The sequence below is a fragment of the Actinomyces sp. 432 genome (genome assembly GCF_009930875.1).
Classification (GTDB): Bacteria; Actinomycetota; Actinomycetes; order Actinomycetales; family Actinomycetaceae; genus Actinomyces.
Genome location: NZ_CP025249.1, coordinates 2411482 through 2435336 on the forward strand (window position 1 = coordinate 2411482; position 23855 = coordinate 2435336).

Below are 23855 nucleotides of genomic sequence, written 5' to 3' on the forward strand. Positions count from 1 at the left end.
GCCGGCCTGGACGTCAGTGGGTCATGGGTAGCCGCGGGTCGATCTCCTGCTCCTCCCAGGTGCCCCGGATCCAGTGGTGGGCGGGGTCGTCCGGGGCGAGCCAGACCAGGTCCTCGGCCGGGCCGGCCATGACGTTGAGGTAGTACATGTCATAGCCGGGCGCGGCCACGCAGGGGCCGTGGTAGCCGTATGGCACCAGGGCGACGTCCCCCTGGTGTACCTCGGTGCACAGGTCGATGGGACGGTCCGGGCTGGAGGCGTAGGTGCGGTGCAGCCCGAATCCGGCGGTCCCATCCGGGGCGTTGCGGATCTCGAAGTAGTAGATCTCCTCGAGCTCGCGCTCATCGGCGGAGGCGACGTCGTGCTTGTGGGCCGGGTAGGAGGACCAGTTGCCGCCGGGGGTGAGCACCTCGCAGCACAGCAGGTGAGAGGTCTCCACGCCGTTGTTCAGGGCGTAGTTGTTCACCTGCCGGGAGCAGTCCCCCGCACCGCGCAGGTCGGTGCGCACCTGGTCGCGCCCGTAGTAGGCCACCGGCAGGTCGCGGGAGGCCACGGCCGCCGGCAGGGCGAAGCGGCCGCGCCCGTGGGAGGTGATGGTGAAGGTCTTGCCGCGCGGCACGTACAGGTAGTCGGTGACCTCCTCGAACACGCCGGTGCGGCCGGTGAGCTCGTAGCTGCGACCGTCCACCAGGACGGTGGCGGCTCCCTCCAGCGGCAGTACCAGCAGCTCGCTCCCGCCGGTCTCCAGGGTGGTGGAGCGCTCGGGGGCGAGCACGCATACGCGCAGCCCGGAGTAGGTCCAGCCGGCGCGGGCGGGATCGACGTCGACAGTGAAGGTGTCATGGCCGGAGGTACCGGCGGGCACGTAAATGTCTGCAGCACTGGGGACGGTGGTGTTCATGAGAGCAGTCCTACGGTGTGGTCGACGGCGGCGGCGACGTCGTCGTCTGGCGGATACAGGAGGGAGCGGCCGATGACCAGCCCCTTGACGGTGGGCAGGGCGAGCGCCCTGGCCCAGGACTCACGGGCGGCGTCGGCGTCCGCGCAGACGGCCCCGCCCAGGATCAGGGCGGGGAGCGTGGAGGCCTCGACAACCCGTTCCATCTCCGGCACTGCCGGCAGCTTCAGCCAGGTGTAGGCGGAAGTGCGTCCCAGGCCGGAGGCGATGGCCATGGCCGTCATGACGGCGTCGGGGCTGAGGTCATTGACTACGCGTCCCGACTCCCAGCGGGAGATGAAGGGCTCCACCATGGCCATGACGCCGCGCTCGGCCAGGGCGTCAACGGCCTTGGCGCTGGCGGCGATGGTGTCAGCCGTGGCGGGGTCGGAGTAGTTGATGCGTAGCAGCATCTTGCCGCCGTCCAGGCCTGCGGACACCACCCCGGCGGCGTCGTAGCCGGTGAAGCGGTCATCCATCTCGAAGGCGGAGCCCGCAAGGCCGCCGCGGTTCATGGAGCCGTAGACGAGCTTGCCGTCCAGGGCGCCGAGCAGGGCCAGGTCCTCGATCAGGTCGGCGGTACCCAGGAAGCCGTTCACGCCGGGCCGCGACAGGGCGGTGACGCAGCGGGCGAGCACTTGCTCCCGCGAGGCCATGGCCATGGGGTCGTCACCGGCCGCGAGCGCCCCGCGGGCGGGGTGGTCGCAGGCGATGATCATGAGCTTGCCGTCCCCTTCGGGGAGGGTGCCGCGGGGGCGGTCGGCCAGGACCTGGGCGATGCGCTCGGGGGCGTGGGCGCGGATCTCAACGATCCGGTCGGTCAGCGGCGTTTCAGACATGCTCATCCCCTCCTCACAGGTCCTGCAGGGTGGGCACCAGGTCACGGTGCGTGCGCATCAGGGCGAGCAGCTCGGGCTCGGTCGGCATCGCCGTGGAGCACTCCAGGCGCGAGGAGACGATCGCGCCGGCCGTGGAGGCGGCGTAGATCGTCTTTTCCAGCGACCAGCCGGACAGCAGTCCGTGGCAGACGGCGCCGCCGAAGGCGTCACCCGCCCCCAGGCCGTTCTTGGTGACCACCGGGGTCACGGGGATCTCCACCCGCTCCTGCCGGGTCTTGGCCAGCGTGCCCTCCAGGCCCTGCTTGACGATGGCCAGCTCCACGCCCGCCTCCAGCAGGGCGTCGGCCGCCTTGTCCGGCTCGGTCTGGCCGACGGCGACGCGGCACTCCTCGCGGTTGCCGATCGCGACGGTGACCTTGGGCAGGACCGCGGCTACCTCCCGGTGCGCGGTGGCCTCGTCCTTCCAGAACATGGACCGGTAGTCCAGGTCGATGATGGTGTGCCGCTTGCGCCCGCGCAGGTCCAGGGCGGCGTGGTGGGCCGAGCGGGAGGGCTCCTTGCTCAGGCCCGTGGCGGAGATCCAGAAGATCGCGGCGTCACGTACGGCGTCGCCCGGGATGTCGTTATCCGTCAGCTCCAGGTCGGGGGCGGAGGGCTCACGGTAGAAGTACAGGGGGAAGTTGTCCGGGGGAAGATCTCGCAGAAGGTGACCGGGGTGTTGAAGTCCGACTTGGTGACTACGTAGTCGTCATACACGCCCAGCCGACGCATCTCCGAGCACACGAAGCGCCCGAAGGGATCGTCGCCCACCCCGGTTATAACCGCGGAGCGGTGCCGGTAGCGTGCCGCGGCCACGGCCACATTGGTAGGGCTTCCGCCCAGGAACTTGCCGAAGCTCTCCACGTCCTCCAGTCCGACGCCGACCTGGAGCGGGTAGATATCGATCCCACAGCGTCCGATCGTCAGTACATCGAGCGGCGGCGTGCTCGACGAAGCGGTCATGTTGGTCTCCCTTTCCACATCATCGGGGCGGGGCGCATCCAGGCGCCCGCGAGGGCCCGCTGCTCGAAGTCTGGCCCAGATCCGCTCCACCAGTCAAGCGGTTTGTCCGAACAAAATGAAGCAGTTTTGACTGCCCGCCCCGGCTGCGCCCGGGCCGCGCCAGCAAAGCCGCGACCCGAACGAGTCAAAGTCGATCCCCAGCCCCCGACCCGCAGACCACCCCGGCGCCGTACCATGTGTCTATCGATCGTCCTTTCAGAGAGCCTGCATGTCCGATACGCCCTTTCAGCCAGAGATCACCATTGATCGCTCCAGCGAGCTCCCGCTGTACGCCCAGATAGCGGAAGCTCTCGGCACGCTGATCCTGGAGGGCGAGCTGGCGCCGGGAACCCGCATCGAGGACGAGGTCTCCATGGCCAAGCGCCTGCAAGTGTCCCGCCCCACCGCCCGCCAGGCCATGCAGTCCCTGGCGGACCGCGGCCTGGTCTCCCGCCGGCGGGGCGCCGGCACGGTAGTCGCCTCACCGCACGTGCGCCGCCCCATGGAGCTGTCCAGCCTGCTGTCAGACCTGACTGCCGCCGGGCACAGAGTCGAGACCACGCTGCTGGAGTACACCACCGCGCCGGCCACCGAGGAGCAGGCCGAGCAGCTTGAGGTGGCCCCCGGCACCGAGGTCACTCATCTGCGCCGCCTGCGCAGCGCCGACGGCGAGCCGATCGCCCTGATGGACAATCTGCTGCCGGCCGCCATCGCACCGACTCGCGAAGAGCTCGAGCACGCGGGCCTGTACGACCTCCTGCGCGCGCGTGGAATCGTGCCGGCAACCGCCAAGCAGGTGATCGGCGCCCGCAACGCCACCGCCAAGGAGGCCGATGCCCTCGACGAGCGCCGCCGCGCCGCCCTGCTGACCGCCAAGCGCACCACCTATGACGCCACGGGCCGGGTAATCGAGTACGGCAACCACATCTACCGCGCCTCGCGCTACTCCTTCGAGACCTCCCTTTTCACCGGCTGAAGCCGCCCGCCCTCAAGCCACGCCCCGGGACGGCGTCGCGCAAGCTCCGCCGCCGCTACCGCGGGGCGCCTGGCGCCAGGCGCCGACCGGTTCGGGCCACCTGTGCCCGCGAGCTCCGCGGCGCGCAAGACGCAGCCCGCAGCCACCAAGACCTGCCGACGCCCGCCGGCACCCACCGCAACTGCCAGTACAAACCTCCCTAGATTTGTCATTACAAATGCTTGACAGCGGCGGCGCTCAGCGCTTGAATTGAGCCAACGGACCACACAGTCGAAGACGCCGGTGGCCCACCCCTCACCCAGGAGCACGCCGATGAGCACTGAATACACCCCCGGGCCCCTTCTCGAGGCCGCCCGCACCACCCCAACCGCACTGTGGAACGACTCCGCCGACCCCGACGAGCTGCGCCAGTCCATCTCCTTCGGCGGCGTAGGCGCCACCTGCAACCCTACGATCGCCTACACCTGCATCAACCAGAAGAAGGAGCGCTGGCTCCCCCGCATCGCCGAGCTCGCCGAGGAGATGCCCGAGGCCAGCGAGTCCGAGATCGGCTGGCAGGTGGTGCGCGAGCTGAGCATTGACGCCGCCAAGCTGCTGGAGCCGATCTTCGAGGAGCACAAGGGGCGCAACGGCCGCCTGTCGATGCAGACCGACCCGCGCCTGGCCCGCTCCGCCAAGGCCTTGGCCGACCAGGCGGAGGAGTTCTCCAAGCTAGCCAAGAACATCATCGTCAAGATCCCCGCCACCGCCACCGGCATCAAGGCCATCGAGGAGGCCACCTACCGCGGAGTGTCCGTGAACGTGACCGTGTCCTTCTCCGTGCCGCAGGCAGTCACCGCGGGCGAGGCGATTGAGCGCGGTCTCAAGCGGCGCGAGGCCGAGGGCAAGGACACCTCCACCATGGGTCCGGTCGTCACGCTCATGGGCGGCCGCCTGGACGACTGGCTCAAGATCGTCGCCAAGCGGGACAACCTGTTCATCGATCCCGGCCACCTGGAGTGGGGCGGCGTAGCCGCCCTGAAGCGCGCCTACCGGGAGTTCCAGTCCCGCGGGCTGCGCGCCCGGGTGCTCTCGGCCGCCTTCCGCAACGTCATGCACTGGTCGGAGCTGGTTGGCGGTGACCTGGTGGTCTCCCCGCCCTTCAAGTGGCAGAAGCTCATCAACGACTCCGGCTACAAGGTTGAGCCCCGGATCGACGTGCCCGTGGCCCCGGAGATCATGAAGACACTGATGTCGATCCCCGAGTTCGTGCGCGCCTACGAGCCGGACGGCATGACCCCGGAGGAGTTCGACTCCTACGGCGCCACGCGCCGCACACTGCGCGGGTTCCTCCAGGCCGACGCCGACCTGGACGCCCTGGTGCGCGACGTCATCATGCCGCAGCCGTGAGCCGACCGGTTCCGGGAGCCGAACGCGGGCGGCTCCCGGAACCGGCGCTCGCGCCGCCACCTCCTCCCGCACCGCCGGTTCTCACCCCGCTTCAATCACATCCGGGCCACCGCAGACCTGTTGCTAACGCGCGCGCTCAGACAGTGCCGCGGCCGCGCACCCACGACCCCGCGCCCACGACCAAGGAAGCTCTCAAAGGAAGTTCGCAGATGCTCAACATCGCCATCATCGGTGCCGGCCGCATCGGCCACGTCCACGCCCGCACCGTAGCCGCACACCCGCAGGCGAAGCTCGCACTGGTGTGCGACCCCTTCGGTGACGCCGCGGAGAAACTGGCCTCCCAGTACGGCGCCCGCTCCTGCAAGGACGCCGAGGAGGTCTTCTCCGACCCGGAGGTCGACGCCGTCGTCGTGGGCTCCCCGACGCCGCTGCACATCCCCCACCTGCTGGCGGCCGCGAAGGCGGGCAAGGCGGTCCTTTGCGAGAAGCCCATCGCCCTGGACATGCAGGACGTCGACGCCGCCCGCACCGAGCTTGACGCCGTAACCACGCCCGTCATGTTCGGCTTCAACCGGCGCTTCGACCCGTCCTTCGCCGCCGTCCGCGCCGCAGTGCGACAGGGGCGGATCGGGGAGCTGGAGCAGTTGACCATCATCTCCCGCGACCCGGCGGCCCCGCCGGCCGAGTACATCAAGGTCTCCGGCGGCATCTTCCGCGACATGACCATTCACGACTTCGACACCGCCCGCTTCTTCCTCGGCGACATCGTCGAGGTCCACGCCGTGGGCCAGCACCTGGATCCGGCCATCGCCGCGACCGGCGACTTCGACGCCGCCGTCGTCACCCTCAAGGCCGCCAGCGGCGCGGTGGCCACGATCATCAACAACCGGCACTGCGCCTCCGGCTACGACCAGCGCCTGGAGGCCTCCGGCCGAGAGGGCGCGCTGCTGGCGGAGAACGTGCGCGCCCACACGGTGCGCCTGTCCAACGCGGAGGTCACCGACGCCCAGGAGCCCTACCTGGACTTCTTCCTGGAGCGCTACGCCGACGCCTACCGGCTGGAGCTGTCGGCCTTCATCGAGGCGGTTGAGGCGGGTACCACTCCCCCGACCGGCATCGCCGACGCCGTCGCCGCCCTGCGCCTGGCCGAGGCCGCCACCGAGTCCGCCCACACCGGGCAGCCCGTGCGGCTGGCCTGACACTCCCGCCCCGCGTCGGCGCCTATCCCGCATCACGGCCTCACGCTTGACCCGGTCGCCCCTCGGGCGCGGCCGGGTCAAGCCGTGGACTCGCGCACGATCAGCTCAGGAGCCACCAGGTAGGCCCAACCGCCCTGCGGGCGCGGCTCGCGGATGACGCCGGCGGGCAGTGCCCCCGGCACCTGCCCAGCCGGGACCCCCGCCAGCTCCGGGTGCACCCGGGCCAGTAGCGTACGTACCGCCACCTCGGCGATCAGGGCGGCATCCTGACGCACGGTGGTCAAGTCGAATGCGGTGGCGGCGGTTACGGGGATGCCGTCATAGCCGCACACGGCCACGTCCTGCGGTACCCGGACGCCGCGTCGCCGCAGCTCCATAAGCGCGCCCACCGCGGCATGATCGTTGAAGCACACCAGCGCTTCAGGCAGCTCGGCCAGCGCCGCGGCGCCGCGAGCGCCGGCGTCCTCATCCGCCCCGCCGGGAACCACGCGCACCTCATCCGCCAGCCCGTGCGCCGCCATGGCGGCGCGGTAGGCGGCCGCGCGCAGCGCGGAGGCCGACTGCGCACCGCCGTCAAGGTAGACGATGCGGCGCCGTCCGGTTGCGACCAGGTGCTCGATCAGGGCGGTAATGCCGACATCGTCGCGTGAGCGCACCTCGTCGATGCCCGCCACCGCGGTGGTCTGGCACACGACTACAGTCCGCACCCGCGCGCCGGCGCGGCCGAGCTCATGGTCCGGGATGGCCGGATCCACCAGCACCAGCCCCTCGCAGTGATCGGCCAGCAGGGCCCTTACCCCCGCCACGCCGTCACGGTGGGCGGTCACGGCCGCGAGCGCCAGCGAGTGCTCCAGATCGGCACAGGCACGGTACAGGCCGTCAACGATCAGACCCTGGAATGCCTGCCCCACCGCGAAGCCCGCTCCGATTAGCCCGGAGTGGCTGCGCCGCAGCAGGCGCGCGCGAGGATCGGCCACGTAGCCCATCTCGTCGGCTACCCGCAGGATCTCCTCCCGGGTGGCGGCCGCCACACCCGGCGCACCGTTCAGCGCCGCGGACACCGTGGACACCGAGCGGCCGCAGCGTGCGGCGACCATGGCGATGGTCACCCGCGAGACGGCACCGGCGGGCATAGGGCTCCTCTCCACGAGCTACTTCCCTGATGCCAACCACGACCGGCGGCACCCGGCCAGCATTCTATGGGCCGGCCGAAGCCGGCAGGGGCGCACGTCCGGAGCGGCGGCGACAGACTCCACGCGCACACGATACCGGCGAATGTCCGGACTAATTTGAACTTCTTTCCCGCACCCCCTTGACTCCGACGCGCGGGCAGAACACACTTGTGACACCAATTCACGCGCGTGAATTGGTGTGGGTCCGTTCCCTTGGCCGACGTCACCGACCGCCTGCCGGCGTCCGGTGCGGCACCGCATGCGATACGGCATGCCATGCGCCCCACGGCCGGCACAGGGTGCAGCACCCGCTCTCACCACCACCGTCAACGAGGACACCAACCATGAATTCCAGCTCACCCCTGTCAGTCGCAGTCATCGGCGCCGGCATGGCCGGCACCACCCACGCCAACGCCTGGCGCCAGGTCGGCACCGTCTACGACCTGGGCCTGCCCAAGATCCGCCTGGCCGCCATCGCCGACGCCTACGAGCCCTTCGCCAAGGACGCCGCCGAGCGCTACGGCTACGAGAAGGCCGTCACCGACTGGCGCGACATCGCCGACGACCCCAACATCGACATCGTCTCCATCGTGGTGGGCAACGCCCTGCACCGCGAGATCGCCGAGGCCATGATCCGCGCCGGCAAGCACGTCCTGTGTGAGAAGCCCCTGGCTGACACCCTCGAGTCGGCCAAGGCGATGGCCGAGGCCGAGAAGGCCGCCGGCACCGTCACCTCCGTCGGCTTCACCTTCCGCCGCAACGCCGCCATCGCCGAGATCGCCAAGTTGGTCCGGGAGGGGCACCTGGGCGAGATCAACCACTTCGAGGGCCGCTACTGGTGCGACTACGGCGTCGACCCCAACACCCCCATGGCCTGGCGCTACTCCGGCCCCATGGGCTCCGGGGCGCTCGGCGACGTCGGCAGCCACCTGATCGACACCGCCGAGACCATTTGCGGCCCCCTGGTCTCCGTATCCGGAGGCGCCATGATGACCTCCATCAAGCAGCGCCCCGTAGCCAAGGGGCACGTCACCCGCGGCACCGCCCTGGACACCACGGATGTGGAGATGGCCGATGTCACCAACGACGACGTCGCCACCTTCACCGGGCACTTCGCCAGCGGCGCGGTGGGCACCTTCTCCTGCTCGCGCGTGGCCTGGAACATGCCCAACGCGCTGATGCTGGACGTGCTCGGCTCCAAGGGACGGGCCTCCTGGGACCTGGCCCGCGCCGGAGAGATCAAGGTCGACGACGTCAACTCCCCCGCCGGCCTGGGCGGCGCTCGCCAGGTGCTGGTCAACCCGACCTTCCCCTACTTCGAGCGCGGCTCCTCCATGGCCTTCGGCGGCGTGGGCCTGACCCAGATCGAGCAGTTCACCTACCAGGCCTACGCCTTCCTCCAGCAGGTAGCCGGCGTCACCGAAGGCGCCCTGCCTCCGTGCGCGACCTTCGCCGACGGCTACCGCGAGATGCTCATCGCCGATGCCGTGGCCACCTCGGCCGCCAATGGCGGTGCCGCCGTCGACATCACCCCCTTCAACAAGTGATCCCCGGGACGCCCGCTGCACCAGGCGGCTCGGCCCTCACCACCAGGTAGCCGAGATCCACACACCAGAACCACACCTAAGAGCCACACCCAAGAACTACAAGGAGAAAACCTCATGGCACTGAACTACGGCGCCTACACCGCCTGCCTTTCCGACCGCCCGCTTCCGGCCGCCCTGGACGTCCTGAAGGAGGCAGGGCTGACCGGCGCGGAGGTCAACGTCGGCGGCTTCATTCCCTCGCCCCACTGCCCCGTTGACGCGCTGCTCGCCTCCCAGGCCGCCCGGGAGGACTACCTGGGCATCTTCGCCGAGCGCGGCATGCGGCTGTCCGGCCTGAACACCTCCGGCAACCCGGTCTCGCCCCTGCCCGCCGAGGGCATCAAGCACGCCGCGGACATCCGCAACGCCATCAAGCTGGCGGGTCTGCTCGGCGTCGGCGAGATCGTCACCATGTCCGGCACCCCCGGCACCGACCCGACGGCGAAGTACCCCACCTGGGTGGTCAACCCCTGGAACGGCATCGACATGGAGATCCTCGAATACCAGTGGAGCGTGGTCGTGCCCTTCTTCAAGGAGATTGACGCCCTGGCACGGGACAACGACGTGCAGGTCTGCCTTGAGCTGCACCCCCGCAACCTGGTGTTCAACATCCCCGCCTTCGAGCGTCTGATTGAGGAGACCGGGGCCACGAACATCAAGGTGAACATGGACCCCTCGCACCTGTTCTGGCAGCAGATGGACCCGATCGCCGCCACCAAGCGGCTGGGGAACCTGGTCGGCCACGTCCACGCCAAAGACACCAAGGTGTTCCCCGGTGTGGCCTACCGCGGGGTGCTGGACACCGACTTCGGGCACGTCCCCGCCGAGGCGGAGAACAAGACGCCGGTGGCCTACGGCTACTGGACCACCGCCTGGCCGCAGGATCCCGCCTGGCGCTTCGTCGCCTTCGGCCTGGGGCATGACACGGACTACTGGGCCGAGTTCCTGCGGGCCATCGCGGCGGTGAACCCGGACATGAACGTCAACATCGAGCACGAGGACGCCGAGTACGGCAACGTCGAGGGCCTGCGGCTGTCGGCCACCAACCTGCTTGCGGCGGCCGCCAAGCTCTGAGCACCGAGAGCCAAACACGACCGCCCAAGAACGGGCGGGAGGAGGCGGGTCGAAGGTGTGGTCGGCCTGCCTCCTCCCGCCCGCTCCCTCGCCCGCCACGTGACCAAAAAGTCGGACATAAACACCCGCCGTCCGTCTCTGCGGCCCCCACAATCGCGCCAGTTGGGGCAGACTTGTACCAGGCGCGCAGCGGCCACCCGCGGCGCACCCCACTCGACGTCGAGACGCAGACAAAGGACAGCTACACCGTGGCGCGCAGTATTTACATCGCCTCCCCCAATGCCAGCACCGGCAAGTCGACCGTGGCCCTGGGCCTGGTCGCCTCCCTCACCAAGGTTGTGGCTAAGGTCGGCGTCTTCCGGCCCTTTGTCGCCTCCCGCGAGGACGAGCCCTTCCTTGAGCTGCTGCTGCGCCGCTGCGGCTCGAATACCCCGGCGGCGCAGTGCATCGGGGTGACCTGGGAGGAGTTCCACGCCGATCCCGATGAGTCGTTGTCACGCATCGTCGCCGCCTACCGGGCGGTGGCCCGCGACCACGACGTCGTCATCATCGACGGCTCGGACTTCTCCGACGTGGTCGGCAACCCCGAGCTGTCCCTCAACGCCCGCGTAGCCGCGAACATCGGCGTGCCCGTGCTGCTGGTGGTCTCCGGGCAGGGCGACCCCGAGGACGTGCGCGGCAGCGTGGAGGTCTCCATGGCCGAGATCGCCGACAACCACGCCCGCACCGTCGCCGTAGTGGCCAACAAGTGCCCCGCGGGCACGCGTGCGGAGGTGGCCGCGGCGCTGGCGGGGCTGGAGGGCGTGGCCACCACGACCCTGCCCGAGGTGCCGCTGCTGGGCGCCCCCTCGGTGCGCGAGGTCATGAACGCCGTCGAGGGCACTCTCATCAGCGGGGATGACGCCCTGCTCGAGCGCGAGGCCGAGGGCGTGCTCATCGCCGCCATGGACGTCTCCCACGTGCTTGAGCGCCTGAATGAGGGCCAGGTGGTCATCGTCCCCGCCGACCGCTCCGCCGCACTGATCTCCCTGGCCGCCGCCCAGGCCTCCACCGGCTTCCCGAACCTGGCCGGGCTGGTGCTCAACGGCGGCTTCGAGGTGGCGGAGCACGCACTGCGCCTGATCCGGGGACTGCGGCTGCCGCTGCCGGTCATGACCTCCCCGCTGGACACCTTCGCCGCCGCGTCGGTGGCCGGCTCCTTGCAGGGCGGGCTGGGGCAGGCCTCTTCCCGCAAGCTCGACGTCGCGGTGACCACCTTCGAGCAGGAGGCCGACGTCGACGCCCTACTGGCCGCCCTGGAGGTGGAGCCCAGTGAGGTCGTCACCCCCATCATGTTCCAGGCCGAGCTGATCGAGCGCTCCCGCGCCGACCGCCGCACCATTGTCCTGCCCGAGCCCGACGACGACCGCATCCTGCGCGCGGCCGACGTCATCGCCCGCCGCGGCATCGCGGACCTGATCCTGCTGGGAGACGAGACCACGGTGCGGGCGCGGGCCGCCGAGCTGGGACTGGATATCTCCGCGGCCCGCGTAGTGCCCACCGACAGCCCCGAGCTACTGGAGAAGTACGCCGCGGAGTTCGCCCGCCTGCGCGCCAAGAAGGGCGTCACGCTGGAGCAGGCCCGTGAGCGGGTCCAGGACGTGTCCTACTTCGGCACCATGATGGTGCACATGGGCGACGCTGACGGCATGGTCTCGGGCGCAGCCCACACCACCGCCCACACCATCGTCCCCTCCTTCCAGATCATCAAGACCAAGCCGGGCACCTCCATCGTCTCCTCGGTGTTCCTGATGCTGCTGGAGGACCGGGTGCTGGTGTACGGCGACTGCGCCGTCAACCCCGACCCCACCGCCGAGCAGCTGGCCGATATCGCCATCTCCTCCGCCGAGACCGCTCGCCAGTTCGGCGTGGAGCCGCGCGTGGCCATGCTGTCCTTCTCCACCGGCACCTCCGGCAAGGGCGCGGACGTGGACAAGGTGCGCGAGGCCACCGAGATCGTGCGGGAGAAGGCGCCGGAGCTCGCCGTCGAGGGGCCGATCCAGTATGACGCCGCCATCGATCCGACCGTCGCCGCGAAAAAGGCCCCCGGTTCGGAGGTGGCCGGCCGCGCCAACGTATTCATCTTCCCGGATCTGTCCAGTGGCAACATCGGCTACAAGGCCGTGCAGCGCTCGTCCGGCGCCGTCGCCATCGGACCGGTGCTGCAGGGCCTGAACAAGCCTGTCAATGACCTCTCCCGCGGCGCGCTGGTGGAGGACATCGTCAACACGGTGGCCATCACCGCCGTCCAGGCCCAGGCCTGACCCGGGAGGGGCCGCGGCACTGCGCCGGCCCCGCCCCTCGAGTTTCGTCTCTTCCGACCCGCAGAAAGGCTCATTGTGACCACCCGGACCGTCCTCGTCATCAACTCCGGCTCCTCCTCCATCAAGTACCAGCTCGTCGACCCCGACTCCGGCCGCTCCCTGGCGTCCGGACTCGTCGAGCGCATCGGTGAGGAGACCGGCACGATCATCCACCGCCATGCCGGTGAGAAGACCCAGCTGGACGAGCCGGTGCCCGATCACGGCTTCGGCCTGTCGGAGGTGCTGCGCCTATTCGACGAGGAGGGTCCGGCCCTGTCCGAGGCGAACATTGTGGCCGTGGGCCACCGGGTGGTCCAGGGCGGCCGCTACTTCTCCGGCCCCGCCCTGGTGGATGAGGACGTAATCACCAAGATCAGCGAGCTGGTGCCGCTCGGTCCGCTGCACAACCCCGCTCACCTGAAGGGCATCGAAGTCGGCCTGGAGCTGCTGTCCGACGTACCGCACGTGGCCGTGTTCGACACCGCCTTCTTCCAGGACCTGCCGGAGGAGGCGGCCCGCTACGCCCTCAAGCGCGAGGTCGCCGACAAGTACTCCATTCGCCGCTACGGCGCGCACGGCACCAGCCACCAGTTCGTCTCCGGCGAGGTATCCCGGCTGCTGGGTCGCGATGATCTAAAGCAGATCGTGCTGCACCTGGGCAATGGGGCCTCCGCCTCCGCCGTCGTGGCCGGACGGGCCGTGGATACCTCCATGGGCCTGACCCCGCTTGAGGGCCTGGTCATGGGCGGGCGCACCGGCGACATCGACCCGGCGGCCGTGTTCCACCTGGGGCGTGTGGCCGGCATGAGCGTGGATGAGATCGACTACCTGTTCAACCGCGAGTCCGGCATGAAGGGCCTGGCCGGGGACAACGACATGCGGGAGGTGTGGAAGCGCGTCGACGCCGGCGAGCAGGACGCCCGCGACGCCATGGACATCTACCTGCACCGCCTGGTGAAGTATGTAGGCGCGTACACCGCCGTCATGGGTGGCCTAGACGCGCTCACCTTCACGGCCGGCATCGGTGAGAATGATGCCCGCCTGCGCGCCGAGCTGGTTGAGCGCCTGGGCTTCATGGGCATGCGGCTCGACGCCGAGAAGAACGCCGCCCGCTCCGACGAGGGGCGTGTGGTGTCTACCCCGGACTCGGCCATCGCCGTGCTGGTCTACCCCACCAACGAGGAGCTGGCCATCGCCCGCCAGGCCATGACCCTCATCTGACCCTCATCTGACGCTCGTCTGAAGCTCATGCACTGCTGGGACGTTACCCAGCACCCCTGGTGCATTCCTGCCGCACGTATGCCTTTTCGGAGCTTCTCCCCTAGTGGTTCTGGGGCTCGCGCGCCTAGGCGGCCTGCCAGGGGAGGCGGCGACGCCCATGCGGTTGTCAAAATCGATGACAATCGCCTCCCACGCCCACTAGGAGTTATGCGGCGCCCGCATGATTCCAAGGCTTTGTCCGCTGGGCTCGACACCGTCCGCGGCGTTTGTCATCATTTTTGACACCCCGGGCGCTCGCCCGGCACCCACCCCCAACTGCTTGTGTCCGATCAGCTGGTAGGACCGACGGGACCAGCCCGGTGAACACCCGGCTGCACCGCGGCGGCACCACCACAGCACCCGGCCAGCTCCCACGCCGCAAACCCTGCCTGACGACAACCCACGGGGTCAGTCATCCAGAAGCCGGAGGCCTGACTCGTACGCGAGAACCGAAGCCGTCCCCACGGTTAAAAGAGCGTCCCGGTCTCCGCAGACGCTTGCTGCTCACGCCCGGGAACCGGACCAGCCGCGTCAGTGAGCTGCTGCGCACCGGCGGTTCCGCCTAGGTTGGGCGACACGTCGCCGGGCCGAGTCCAGCCGGGGCCGGCGGGAACGGCCGTGCCCCGCTGGTAGGCGGTGGCGGCGGCGCGGGCGCGCTGGTCGGCGGCCTCGTTCATGGGGTGGCCGACGTGACCGCGCACCCACTCGAAGCGCACCTCGCGCCCCCGCATGGCCGCATCCAGCTGCTTCATGAGGTCATCATTGAGGACCGGCTTGCCGTCGCCCTTGCGCCAGCCGCGGCGCTTCCAGCCGTGAATCCACTTGGTCAGGGAGTTGATGACGTACTGGGAGTCCGCCTGGATGAGCAGCTCCTCCCCGGCCAGGCCCGCCTGCGCCGTCGCCCGCAGCAACTCCAGCACGGCGGTGAGCTCACCGCGGTTGTTGGTGGAGTTCTCCCAGCCGCCCGCCGCCCAGCAGTCCTCATCAACGTACCAGGCCCAGCCGGCCGGTCCGGGGTTTCCCAAGGCGGAGCCGTCCGCCGCGGCGATGATCGTCATAGGCCGCACCCTACCGGCTCCCGCAAATACCGGACGCGCCACCCGTGCCCGCCTCGGGGAGGCGGACGGCAGGTGGCGCGTCCGGTATTGCTGCTACTTCAGGCGTCGAGGTCGGTCTCGAGGAGGGCCTTGAGCTCCTCCAGGGCACCGTCGGCGCCGTCGGCGTCGGAGGCGAGAGTGACGACGTCGCCGAAGCCGGCGCCGAGCGTCATAACGCCCAGGATGGAGGAGGCGTCAACGGGAGCGCCGCCCTCCTTGGCGATGGTGACGGGCACACCCTTCTCGGCGACAGCCTTGACGAAGGTTGCGGCGGGGCGGGCGTGAAGGCCGACCTTGGAGGCGATTGTGGCGGTGACCTGGGCCATATGTACTCCTTAGAGAGAACCGGGATCAGCACCCGGGATGCAGGGATTGCACCTGTGCACTGATATGAACCAGCACGACGGCTGATGTCAGGCTCACACTACCCGACTTCGCCGCCCCGTGGCTGCGAATAACGCCACGAATACGGTCCGCGCGCCAATTACCGCCCGGATCGCCGTGCCACTCGCCTGCCATTCGCCGCTTCGCCGACCTGCAACTGGCCGCTCAATCACCGTGCGCGGACGTCTCGAACAGCAGATTGACCTGATCGTTGTAGCTGCTCAGCGTGGACGCCGGCACGCGATCCACCCAGACCGCATCCACCGCCGGGGTGATGATCGCACTGACGTCGGCACCGAAATAGGTAAGCGGGAAGAAGAAGGTCTGCCCGCCCTCCTCCAGGTGCACCGTGAAGGCGTCGGTTGACAGCCCGGTCTCCTCAAACACCTCGATGGCCTTCTCCGTGGAGGAGGAGATCGCCGGGAACACGATCCCGTAGGAGGCGACAATGTCCTGCGCCTCAGCGGTCCCCAGGAATGCCACCCACTGGGAGGCCAGGTCCACCTTGTCGGAGTCCTTCACGATGGAGTCTCCCAGGCCGTTGAACAGCGAGGCCCGGTTGCCGTTCGGCCCGATCGGGGTCGGGGCGATGCCCACATTGATGTCCAGGCCCGCGAAGGTGTTGAACATCCACGCCCCATGGATGGCCATCGCGATCGATCCGGAGCCGAGCTGGATGTCCGTGCTGGTGGCGTCCGAGAAGGCACCGTTGGGGTTCAGATACCCCTTGTCCACTAGGCCGAAGTACCAGTCCAGGGTGCGCTGGAAGTCGTCCTCGTCGTAGCGGTAGTGGGTGCCCCAGGTCTCCTGGTCCGTGTAGTGCCAGTCCCCCACCGTGGCAGTGAAGGGGCTCCACTGGGTCTGTCCGTCGCTGGAGCCGGAGTCCTGAATGCCCAGGCCGTAGACCGCCACATGCTTGGGATCGAAGCCCTCCTCGTCACCACGCACCCCGTTGCGGTCCACGGTGAGCCGGGCGAGGATACGCTCGAAGCTGCCGCCGTCGTCGGGATTCCACTGGCAGGCCTGGATCTCCTCCTCGGAGACTCCGGCCTGGGCGAGCATGTCCTGGTTGTAGAACAACGCCACCGTGTCCCAGTCCTTGGGACAGCCGTACTGGCGACCGTCCTCTCCCTTCCACAGGTCCAGTAGGCCCTCCTGGAAGGCGGACTCGTCGACGCCGGACCAGGCGGGCTGCTCGTCGAGCGGAACCAGCACGTCCAGATCGACGAACTGCGCGAACTTCGCGATGTGGTCCACGAATACGTCCGGGCCGGTGCCGGCAATGAAGCCGGCCGTGAGCTTGGTCCAGTAGTCGCCCCAACCGATCTGGGTGATGTTGACGGTTATGCCCGTCTTCTCCTTGAAGCGGTCCGCGCAGGCCTGGTACGCCGGTTCCTGGCTGGCATCCCACATCCAGTAGTCGATGGTGTTGGACTTGGCCTGCTCGTCATTGCCGGAGCAGGCCGCGAGCGTCAGCGCCGCAGCTCCGGCGAATGCGCCTGTGAACAGGCCGCGGCGAGTGAGCATGAGCTTGTTGTTCATCTGGTCCCTCACTTGATTCCGGTGAAGCCGATGGAGTTGACGACGCGCTTGGCCGCCGCCATGAACAGCAGCAGCATCGGCAGGGCGGCCACGAGCGTGGCGGCCATAAGGCCGGACCAGTCGGTGCCGGAGGTGGGTGCCTGGGAGCGGAATACGGCCACGGCCACGGTAAGTACCCGGGAGGAATCCGTGTAGGAGACCAGCAGTGGCCAGAAGTAGTCATTCCAGGCGGTGATGTAGGTGATGATCGCCAGGGTGGAGATGGGCGCGCTGGCCATCGGCAGGATGAGTTGGAAGAACACGCGGATCTTCGAGGCGCCGTCGAGCAGGGCCGCCTCCTCCAGCTCCCTGGGGATATTCATGAAGAACTGCCGCAGGAAGAACACCGCAAAAGGCGTCATGAACATGGTGGGCAGGGCGACGCCCAGCAGGTTGTCGATGAGCCCGATCTGCTTGACCAGCACGAAGTTGGGCAGCAGCGTGAAGATCGAGGGCACCATCAGCGCCGCCAGGAACAGTGTGAACACGGCGTCCCGGCCGCGCCAGCGCAGGCGGGCAAAGGAGTAGGCCGCCATGGCGGAGAAGAACACTTGGCCGGCGGTGACCAGCGTGGCCACGATTACCGAGTTGCGCAGGTAGATCCAGAAGTTCATGGACGCACCGGAGCCGCCGTCGGCCAGGGCCTCCTCGGTGGACTGCATGCCGAATACGCGGGCGAAGCCGCGCAGGTTGATGTCAACCGGCAGGATCGAGGTGGGGTCAGAGGTGATGCCGGCGTTGGAGGACAGCGCGGTGCGCAGCACCCAGTAGAAGGGCAGGATCGTGATGACCATGACCAGCGCCATGAAGATCCAGGCGATCACCCGGCCAACCGACAGGCCGCGCTTGTCCGAGCGTCGCTGCTCGGTCTTGGCGCCTGCTGTCACGCCGGTACTTGTGGTGGTGAGAGCGCTCATGGTTAGTCGTTCCTCTCAGTCCAGGTCCGTCTCGCCCGCACGGGTCATGCGGTACTGGAGAATCGTGATCGCGGCCAGGACGATCAGCAACCCCACCGCCATGGCGGAGGCGTAGCCGAACTGGAAGCGTCCGAAGGCCATGTCGTAGATGTAGTACTGCAGTACGCGGCTGGCATTGACCGGGCCACCCTGGGTGGTAACCGAAACGGTGTCGAACACCTGGAAGGACCCGATCATCGTCATGATCAGCACCAGGGCCAGGATGGGCCGCAGCAGTGGCACCGTGATCCTCCAGAACATGGTCCACTCGCTGGCGCCGTCCATCTTGCCGGCCTCGTAGACCGTGTTCGGGATCGACTGCAAGCCCGCGAAGATGAGCAGGGCGGTGTAGCCCACGTGCCGCCACACATTGATCATCGCGATCGTGGGGATCGCCAGGGACGAGGAGAAGAAGTTGACGCTCTCCCCGGTGATGGCGGAGATGATCTCATTGGAAATGCCCAGCGTATTATCCAGGATCCACAGCCACAGCATGGCGACGACGACGTTGGACACCAGGTAGGGGGTCAGCACGATCGAGCGCACCAGGGTGGACTGCGTCAACCGCTGCATGAGCACGGCAATGATCAGCGCCAGGACGGTCTGGAAGCCGATATTGATCAGCACGTACTCCAGGGTGACGCGCACGGCGTTCCAGAAGATCGAGTCGCCGACCATGCGCTGGTAGTTGGCCAGCCCCGTGAACTGCTCCGGGGTCAGCAGGTTGTACTCGGTGAATGACAGCCAGATGCCCCGGATGAGGGGCCAGATGTAGAAGGCGATCAGACCGATGCCGGCGGGAATGATGAAGGCGATGCCCAGCAGGCGGTCATCCTTCGGTTTCCTGCGCAGCGCCGGTGCAGCCGCGGCGGTCGCTGTGGACATGTACGGTGCTCCGTTCCTGGCGGTGAAATGGGATTGGGAATACAAGACGGACAACGGCTCGTGGGCGGGGGCGTCGCCCGCGCGCGCCGCGGTCCGCGGCGGATACGCAAGCGGGTCCGTGCCCGCTTCGCTGCCTCAGACGGCGGTGACGCGCACCAGCAGCGAGTGGTCGGGATGGATGACTGGCAGCGAGAGCCCGGTGGTCGCCAGGTACGAGCCCGGCAGCACCACGCCCTCCGGGCGGGTCCAGGCGGCCTGATACATGTGCCCCTCGTACAGGGGCGTTGCCAGCTGCACCCGGTAGGTGCGCTCCGGGTCCAGGCCGGGCAGGGGCCGAGGGGCGCCCGGCCAGGTGAGCGCCTGCCCCAGGCCGGTCAGTCCGAACAGGGCCTCTGAGCGGTCCGGGGCGACGACGCCCTGGATGCGCACGGCGTCGTCCTCATCGACGTCGGCGTGGACCACGGTGCCGGAGTGCAGCAGGGGGCGCAACTGCTTGTGCAGGGCGATCAGCTCGGCGAGGCCCCGCTTGTCCGCGTCGGTGGCGCTCAGCAGGTCCCACTCAACACCCATATGCCCCCACAGGGCGGTGGCGGCGCGGAAGGAGACGTCGAGGCTGCGCAGCGTGGTGTGGTCCCGGCCGGCACCGACGTGGGTGCCGATCAGCTCGGGAGGCAGCAGCGTCATGGTGCCGCGGTTGATGTTGGCGCGATCATGGGCGTCGTTGCAGTCGGAGGTCCACACGCGCTGGGTGTGCTCGATTATCCCCAGGTCGATGCGCCCACCGCCACCGCAGCAGGACTCGATCTCCAACCCCGGGAAGCGCTCGTGAAGGGCGTCCAGGAGGCGGTACAGGGCCAGGGTCTGCTCGTGGACGGCCGGGGCGCCGTAGCGGGTGCCGAGTGCGGCGTTGGGGGCCATGTGCCCGGCGGCGAGCACCGTGGAGTTGTGGTCCCACTTGATGTAGGCCAGGTCCAGCCGCTCCACCAGGTCGCTGATGGCCTGATACAGGTAGTCCCAGGCGCCGGGTGCGGTCAGGTCCAGGACCCGCTGGTTGCGGTGCTCCACCGCGCCGCCGGCGCCGTCGGACAGGACCCAGTCCGGGTGGGCGCGGGCCAGGTCGGAGTCGAGGTTGACCATCTCCGGCTCGAACCACAGCCCCAGCTCCATGCCGAGGGAGCGCACGTGCTGCGCCAGCGGTTCCAGCCCGGTGGGCCAGACCTCCGCGGAGACCTGCCAGTCCCCCAGGCCGGAGGTGTCGTCGCGGCGGGACCCGAACCAGCCGTCGTCAATGACGAAGCGCTCAATGCCGATTGCCGCGGCCTCGTCGGCCAGGGCCTTGAGGGTGTTCAGGTCGTGTTTGAAGTAGACGGCCTCCCAGATATTGAGCAGGACCGGCCGGGGCCGCGACGGATAGGAGGGCAAGGCACGCACGTGGGCATGCGAGCGGGCGGCCAGGGCGTCCAGGCCCTCACCCCAGGAGCCGACTACCCACGGGCTGGTGTAGCTCTGGCCGGGGCCGAGCACGACCTCGCCGGGTTGGAGCAGCTCCCCCGCCCCGAGCAGCCGGTAGCCCTGCTGCGGATGGGACGCCAATGCGCGGGTATTGCCCGACCAGGCGAGGTGAACGGCGTGTACTCGGCCGCGGTGCCAGCCGAAGCCGGGCGTGCCCGCGGCCAACCAGGTTGCGGCGTCGTGCCCCGTGCGCCCCTCCCAGGACTCACGCAGGCGGGTGCCGGGGGCGAAGGGGGTGCGGACCGGCTGGCGCTCAAAGGCGTGGTGCCCGGTGAAGTCCAGCAGCTCGGTGGCATCGGAGGGAACCGGCAGCACGGGGGTGATCTCGTCGACCTCCAGCGGCGCGGCGCCGGGGCCTGCGGTATCGGCGACCTCGGCGCGCAGGCGGACGATACCGGTCGGCTCCAGCCGCAGCACGGTGGTCAGCTCGATCCCGTGGACCGGATCGGTGGCGGTGGAGGTGACGACGTCGGCCCACCCGCCGGGCGCCTCGACGGTCTCGACGCTGTGGTTGACGGACTCGGGGTGCACGGAGAAGGCGGAGCCGTCCGCGCGGTGCAGCAGGACGGCCGGGCGAGCCGACCAGCCCAGGTGCGGCAGCGGCAGCACGGGCAGGTCCGGCGTGGTCCAAGTCTGGTTGGAGCCGGTGCTCGTGTTCTGGGCGATGCCGACATCGGCCAGCGCCGCGCCGTCGAGCTCGCCCAGGTCCTCACCCCAGTGGCGGACCACCGGGTGACGGTCGGGTAGGAGGCTCAGGACCAGCGAGGTGCCGCCGCGGCGCAGGTGGACGATGGGGGAATCGGGCACGGGGTCTCCTTTGACATGGGCAGAATCGCGGACGAGTTACGAGTGCAGCCCGATTGGTGGGGTGCCGCGACGCCGCGGCGCGGGATGCGAGATTATTTTATAGTCGAAGAAATACGTGACGTCAAGCATGCGCAGCCTGACCGTAACCTCCACCGCGACACGCTCCACAAACCGGATGCGGTGCCGCCGACCCGCCCCAACGGCCCCCGCCGCCGGCTGCGTCAGCTCGGCTCGTATGGGGCCACCACGATCTCAACCCGCTGCAGCTCCTTGACATCGGCGTATCCGGTGGTGGCGAGCGTGCGCCGCAGGGCACCCATGAGGTTCAGGGTGCCGTCGGCGCGGTCCGAGGGTCCGGACAGGATCTGCTCCATGGTGCCCACCGTGCCCACGTGGCTGCGGTAGCCTCGGGGCAGCCGCTCATGGCGGGCCTCGGCACCCCAGTGGTAGCCGCCGCCGGGGGCCTCCTGGGCACGGGCGAGTGCGGCGCCGAGCATAACGGCGTCGGCACCGCAGGCGATGGCCTTGACGACGTCGCCGGAGTTGCCGACCGAGCCGTCGGCAATGACATGCACGTAGCGCCCGCCGGACTCGTCCATGTAGTCACGGCGAGCCGCTGCGACGTCGGCGACGGCAGTGGCCATGGGCATGTGGAGGCCGAGGACCTGCCGCACGGAGGAGGAGGCACCTCCGCCCTGGCCAACCAGCACACCCGCCGCGCCGGTGCGCATCAGGTGCAGGGCCGCGGTGTAGGTGGTCACGCCGCCGACCACCACGGGCACGTCCAGCTCGTAGATGAAGCGCTTGAGGTTCAGGGGCTCGACCGACCCGGAGACGTGCTCGGCGGAGACGACCGAGCCGCGGATGACCAGCAGGTCGACGCCGGCGTCGACGACGGTGCGCCAGTGCCGCTGGGTCTGGGAGGGGCTGAGGCGCCCGGCGACGACAACTCCTGCCTGCCGGATCTCCTCCAGGCGGGAGGCGATGAGCTCGGGGCGCACCGGGGGACGATAGACGTCCTGAAGCACGGCGGTGGCCTGCTCGGGTGCGGCGGAGCGGATGCGCTCAAGGGCGGGGGTCGGGTCCTCGTAGCGGGTCCACAGCCCTTCCAGGTCCAGGACGCCGATGCCGCCGAGCCGCCCAACCAGAATCGCCGTCTCGGGGCTCATCACCGAGTCCATGGGCGAGGCCATCACCGGCAGGTCCACGTGGTAGGCGTCCAGCTGCCAGCCGACGCGCACATCGCGCACGTCACGGGTGCGGCGCGCCGGAACCAGTGCAATGTCATCGAAGGAATAGGCCTGGCGGGCGCGCTTGTCCCGCCCGATCTCGATCTCACCGCTCACGAAGAGCATCGTAGCTGGCACGCAGCGCGGACAACCGCCGCGAACTCCGGTGAGCTGCTCCCCATTCTCCGCGGCTTGCAGGCGCGGTGGTTGCGCGAGGTCGGCTACTACGCCCGTTGGGCGTTAACAACGCTACTTAACGGCCTGCTGTATACCTCCCAGCCCTTCAGCAGGCCGTTAACAGGCGTTGTTAACCCCGAAGTGGCGTAGCAGATGGCCCCGCTTCCGGGCACGAGGATCAGGTGGCTAGGTGGGGTGGGGGCTGGTTGTGCGTTGGCGACCTTGACGGGGTCCACTGTCCGCTTCGCCGGCCCGTCGTGCCCGCGCCCGGCATGCGACGCGGCGCTCTGGCACGGACCCGGCCGGGTCCCGGCACTCCACTTGGAGCGGGTTTCCGCGGTTGGACGGATTCCCGCAGTTGGAGCGTCTGAAAGTGCGTTTCAGGCGGCCAACGGCGCGCGGGCGGTCCCACTGCGGGCCGCTCCTGTTTCCAAGCCTGTCCCGACCGCAGAATCATGTTCACACCGGCGCGGCCTGTGCCGGTCGCGCTATTCGTGTCAGTGGGCGGTGGCACACTCGGCATATGAGCGAGCAACCAGTATCCAATCCGGCCACGGCGCCCGACTCCTGGGCCGACGGCCCACTGCTCGGGTTCGACACCGAGACCACCGGCGTCTCCCCCACCACGGACCGGCTGGTGACGGCTGCACTGGTCGCCCGCGGCCCGCGTGGCGCGGACGGCGCCCGCCCGCAGCGCATCACCACCTGGCTTGCGGACCCGGGCGTGGAGATCCCCGACTCCGCCTCCGCCGTACACGGCATCTCCACTGCGCGCGCCCGCGCCGAGGGCCGCCCGGTTGACCAGGTGCTGGAGGAGGTGGCAGCGGCGCTGACCCAGGCGATGTCGGCCGGCACGCCTGTGGTTGCATACAACGCGGCCTATGACTTGGCCCTGCTGGAGACGGAGCTAGTCCGCCACGGCCTGCCCACCGTGCGCCAGCGGCTCGGCAGAGAGCTGGGCCCCGTGGTGGATCCACTCGTGATCGACCGGAGGGTGAACCGCTATCGCAAGGGCAAGCGGCGTCTGACGGACCTGTGCGCGTTCTACGGCGTGGATCCCCAGGCGGGCGGCCTGCACACGGCCGAGGTGGACGTGGTGGCCACGCTGGACGTACTGGACGCCATGGCCTGCGCCCACCCGGAGATCGCCCGTATTCCGCGCACGGAGCTGATGTCCTGGCAAGCGGCGGCGCACCGTGACTGGGCGGTTTCCTTCAACGAGTTCCTGCGCCGCCGTGGCCGCACGCCCGACGTCAACACCTCCTGGCCACTGCCCGACGGCATGTGAAGGCGCCGCCGGCGGACCGGCTCCCCAGGGCTCCGGCACGCCCGGTGAAGGCGCGCGGCGCGCCCAGCCAGCGCCCAGCCCAGTCAGGGCCCACCGCGTGCACGGCGATACCTCACGGCGTGCC

The 23855-nt window shown here is 69.2% G+C and carries 18 protein-coding genes and 1 pseudogene; 8 read left to right on the forward strand and 11 right to left on the reverse strand.

Translation table 11 applies throughout. The features are described from left to right. Nucleotides 1-13 precede the first annotated feature (13 nt). The 3 genes and pseudogenes from iolB to iolC form a co-directional block, all read right to left on the reverse strand. Nucleotides 14-901 (reverse strand): 5-deoxy-glucuronate isomerase, encoded by an 888-nt coding sequence (gene iolB / locus CWT12_RS10075; RefSeq protein WP_161924696.1) that lies wholly within the window; start codon nucleotides 899-901, stop codon nucleotides 14-16. After that, on the reverse strand, nucleotides 898-1776 hold the full coding sequence (locus tag CWT12_RS10080; protein WP_161924697.1) for a Cgl0159 family (beta/alpha)8-fold protein: 879 nt from the start codon (nucleotides 1774-1776) through the stop codon (nucleotides 898-900). Before CWT12_RS10080 ends, iolB begins: the two co-directional genes overlap by 4 nt. 13 nt (nucleotides 1777-1789) lie before the next feature. After that, nucleotides 1790-2778 (reverse strand): annotated as a pseudogene (gene iolC / locus CWT12_RS10085) (5-dehydro-2-deoxygluconokinase). Nucleotides 2779-3046: 268 nt separating this feature from the next. Between iolC and CWT12_RS10090 the strand changes: the two are divergent. From CWT12_RS10090 to iolG, 3 genes are all read left to right on the forward strand, one after another. Continuing rightward, nucleotides 3047-3793 carry a GntR family transcriptional regulator gene (locus CWT12_RS10090; RefSeq protein WP_161924698.1) on the forward strand — a complete coding sequence of 249 codons (747 nt, stop codon included), beginning with the start codon at nucleotides 3047-3049 and terminating at the stop codon, nucleotides 3791-3793. A gap of 312 nt (nucleotides 3794-4105) precedes the next feature. Continuing rightward, nucleotides 4106-5182: a transaldolase family protein gene (locus CWT12_RS10095; RefSeq protein WP_161924699.1), complete on the forward strand. Its 1077-nt coding sequence runs from the start codon at nucleotides 4106-4108 to the stop codon at nucleotides 5180-5182. Nucleotides 5183-5391: 209 nt separating this feature from the next. Further along, nucleotides 5392-6381: an inositol 2-dehydrogenase gene (iolG, locus tag CWT12_RS10100; protein ID WP_161924700.1), complete on the forward strand. Its 990-nt coding sequence runs from the start codon at nucleotides 5392-5394 to the stop codon at nucleotides 6379-6381. A gap of 77 nt (nucleotides 6382-6458) precedes the next feature. On the opposite strand, the gene CWT12_RS10105 is transcribed toward iolG, so the two are convergent. Beyond that, nucleotides 6459-7514 carry a LacI family DNA-binding transcriptional regulator gene (locus CWT12_RS10105; protein WP_161924701.1) on the reverse strand — a complete coding sequence of 352 codons (1056 nt, stop codon included), beginning with the start codon at nucleotides 7512-7514 and terminating at the stop codon, nucleotides 6459-6461. A gap of 383 nt (nucleotides 7515-7897) precedes the next feature. On the opposite strand from CWT12_RS10105, the gene CWT12_RS10110 reads away from it, so the two are divergent. The 4 genes from CWT12_RS10110 to CWT12_RS10125 all read left to right on the forward strand — a co-directional run bounded on the left by CWT12_RS10110 (nucleotide 7898) and on the right by CWT12_RS10125 (nucleotide 13776). Continuing rightward, nucleotides 7898-9100 (forward strand): Gfo/Idh/MocA family protein, encoded by a 1203-nt coding sequence (locus CWT12_RS10110; protein WP_161924702.1) that lies wholly within the window; start codon nucleotides 7898-7900, stop codon nucleotides 9098-9100. A 114-nt stretch (nucleotides 9101-9214) separates the two neighbouring features. Beyond that, a complete protein-coding gene (locus CWT12_RS10115) occupies nucleotides 9215-10213 on the forward strand; it encodes a sugar phosphate isomerase/epimerase family protein (RefSeq protein WP_161924703.1) in 999 nt (332 codons plus the stop codon). Nucleotides 10214-10461: 248 nt separating this feature from the next. Next, entirely contained in the window at nucleotides 10462-12516 is a 2055-nt protein-coding gene (gene pta, locus CWT12_RS10120) for a phosphate acetyltransferase (protein WP_161924704.1), read from the forward strand. 75 nt (nucleotides 12517-12591) lie between these two features. Continuing rightward, nucleotides 12592-13776, forward strand: coding sequence for an acetate/propionate family kinase (locus tag CWT12_RS10125; protein WP_161924705.1), 1185 nt, complete (start codon nucleotides 12592-12594; stop codon nucleotides 13774-13776). A 506-nt stretch (nucleotides 13777-14282) separates the two neighbouring features. Here CWT12_RS10125 and CWT12_RS10130 read toward each other — a convergent pair. From CWT12_RS10130 to CWT12_RS10160, 7 genes are all read right to left on the reverse strand, one after another. Continuing rightward, a complete protein-coding gene (locus CWT12_RS10130; RefSeq protein WP_161924706.1) occupies nucleotides 14283-14873 on the reverse strand; it encodes a ribonuclease H family protein in 591 nt (196 codons plus the stop codon). Nucleotides 14874-14971: 98 nt separating this feature from the next. Then, complete coding sequence (locus CWT12_RS10135) at nucleotides 14972-15238, reverse strand: HPr family phosphocarrier protein (protein WP_073328472.1); 267 nt, start codon at nucleotides 15236-15238, stop codon at nucleotides 14972-14974. Nucleotides 15239-15461: 223 nt separating this feature from the next. Continuing rightward, the gene (locus CWT12_RS10140) at nucleotides 15462-16838 is read right to left on the reverse strand and encodes an ABC transporter substrate-binding protein (RefSeq protein ID WP_161924707.1); all 1377 of its coding nucleotides are present in this window, start codon (nucleotides 16836-16838) and stop codon (nucleotides 15462-15464) included. A gap of 8 nt (nucleotides 16839-16846) precedes the next feature. Continuing rightward, nucleotides 16847-17794 carry a carbohydrate ABC transporter permease gene (locus tag CWT12_RS10145; protein ID WP_161924708.1) on the reverse strand — a complete coding sequence of 316 codons (948 nt, stop codon included), beginning with the start codon at nucleotides 17792-17794 and terminating at the stop codon, nucleotides 16847-16849. Between the two features lie 15 nt (nucleotides 17795-17809). Continuing rightward, nucleotides 17810-18718 carry a carbohydrate ABC transporter permease gene (locus CWT12_RS10150; protein WP_161924709.1) on the reverse strand — a complete coding sequence of 303 codons (909 nt, stop codon included), beginning with the start codon at nucleotides 18716-18718 and terminating at the stop codon, nucleotides 17810-17812. A 135-nt stretch (nucleotides 18719-18853) separates the two neighbouring features. Further along, complete coding sequence (locus CWT12_RS10155; protein ID WP_237564139.1) at nucleotides 18854-21037, reverse strand: alpha-galactosidase; 2184 nt, start codon at nucleotides 21035-21037, stop codon at nucleotides 18854-18856. Nucleotides 21038-21258: 221 nt separating this feature from the next. Beyond that, on the reverse strand, nucleotides 21259-22383 hold the full coding sequence (locus tag CWT12_RS10160; RefSeq protein ID WP_161924710.1) for a GuaB3 family IMP dehydrogenase-related protein: 1125 nt from the start codon (nucleotides 22381-22383) through the stop codon (nucleotides 21259-21261). Between the two features lie 583 nt (nucleotides 22384-22966). Between CWT12_RS10160 and CWT12_RS10165 the strand changes: the two genes are divergently transcribed. Beyond that, nucleotides 22967-23731 carry an exonuclease domain-containing protein gene (locus CWT12_RS10165; protein ID WP_161924711.1) on the forward strand — a complete coding sequence of 255 codons (765 nt, stop codon included), beginning with the start codon at nucleotides 22967-22969 and terminating at the stop codon, nucleotides 23729-23731. Nucleotides 23732-23855 lie beyond the last annotated feature (124 nt).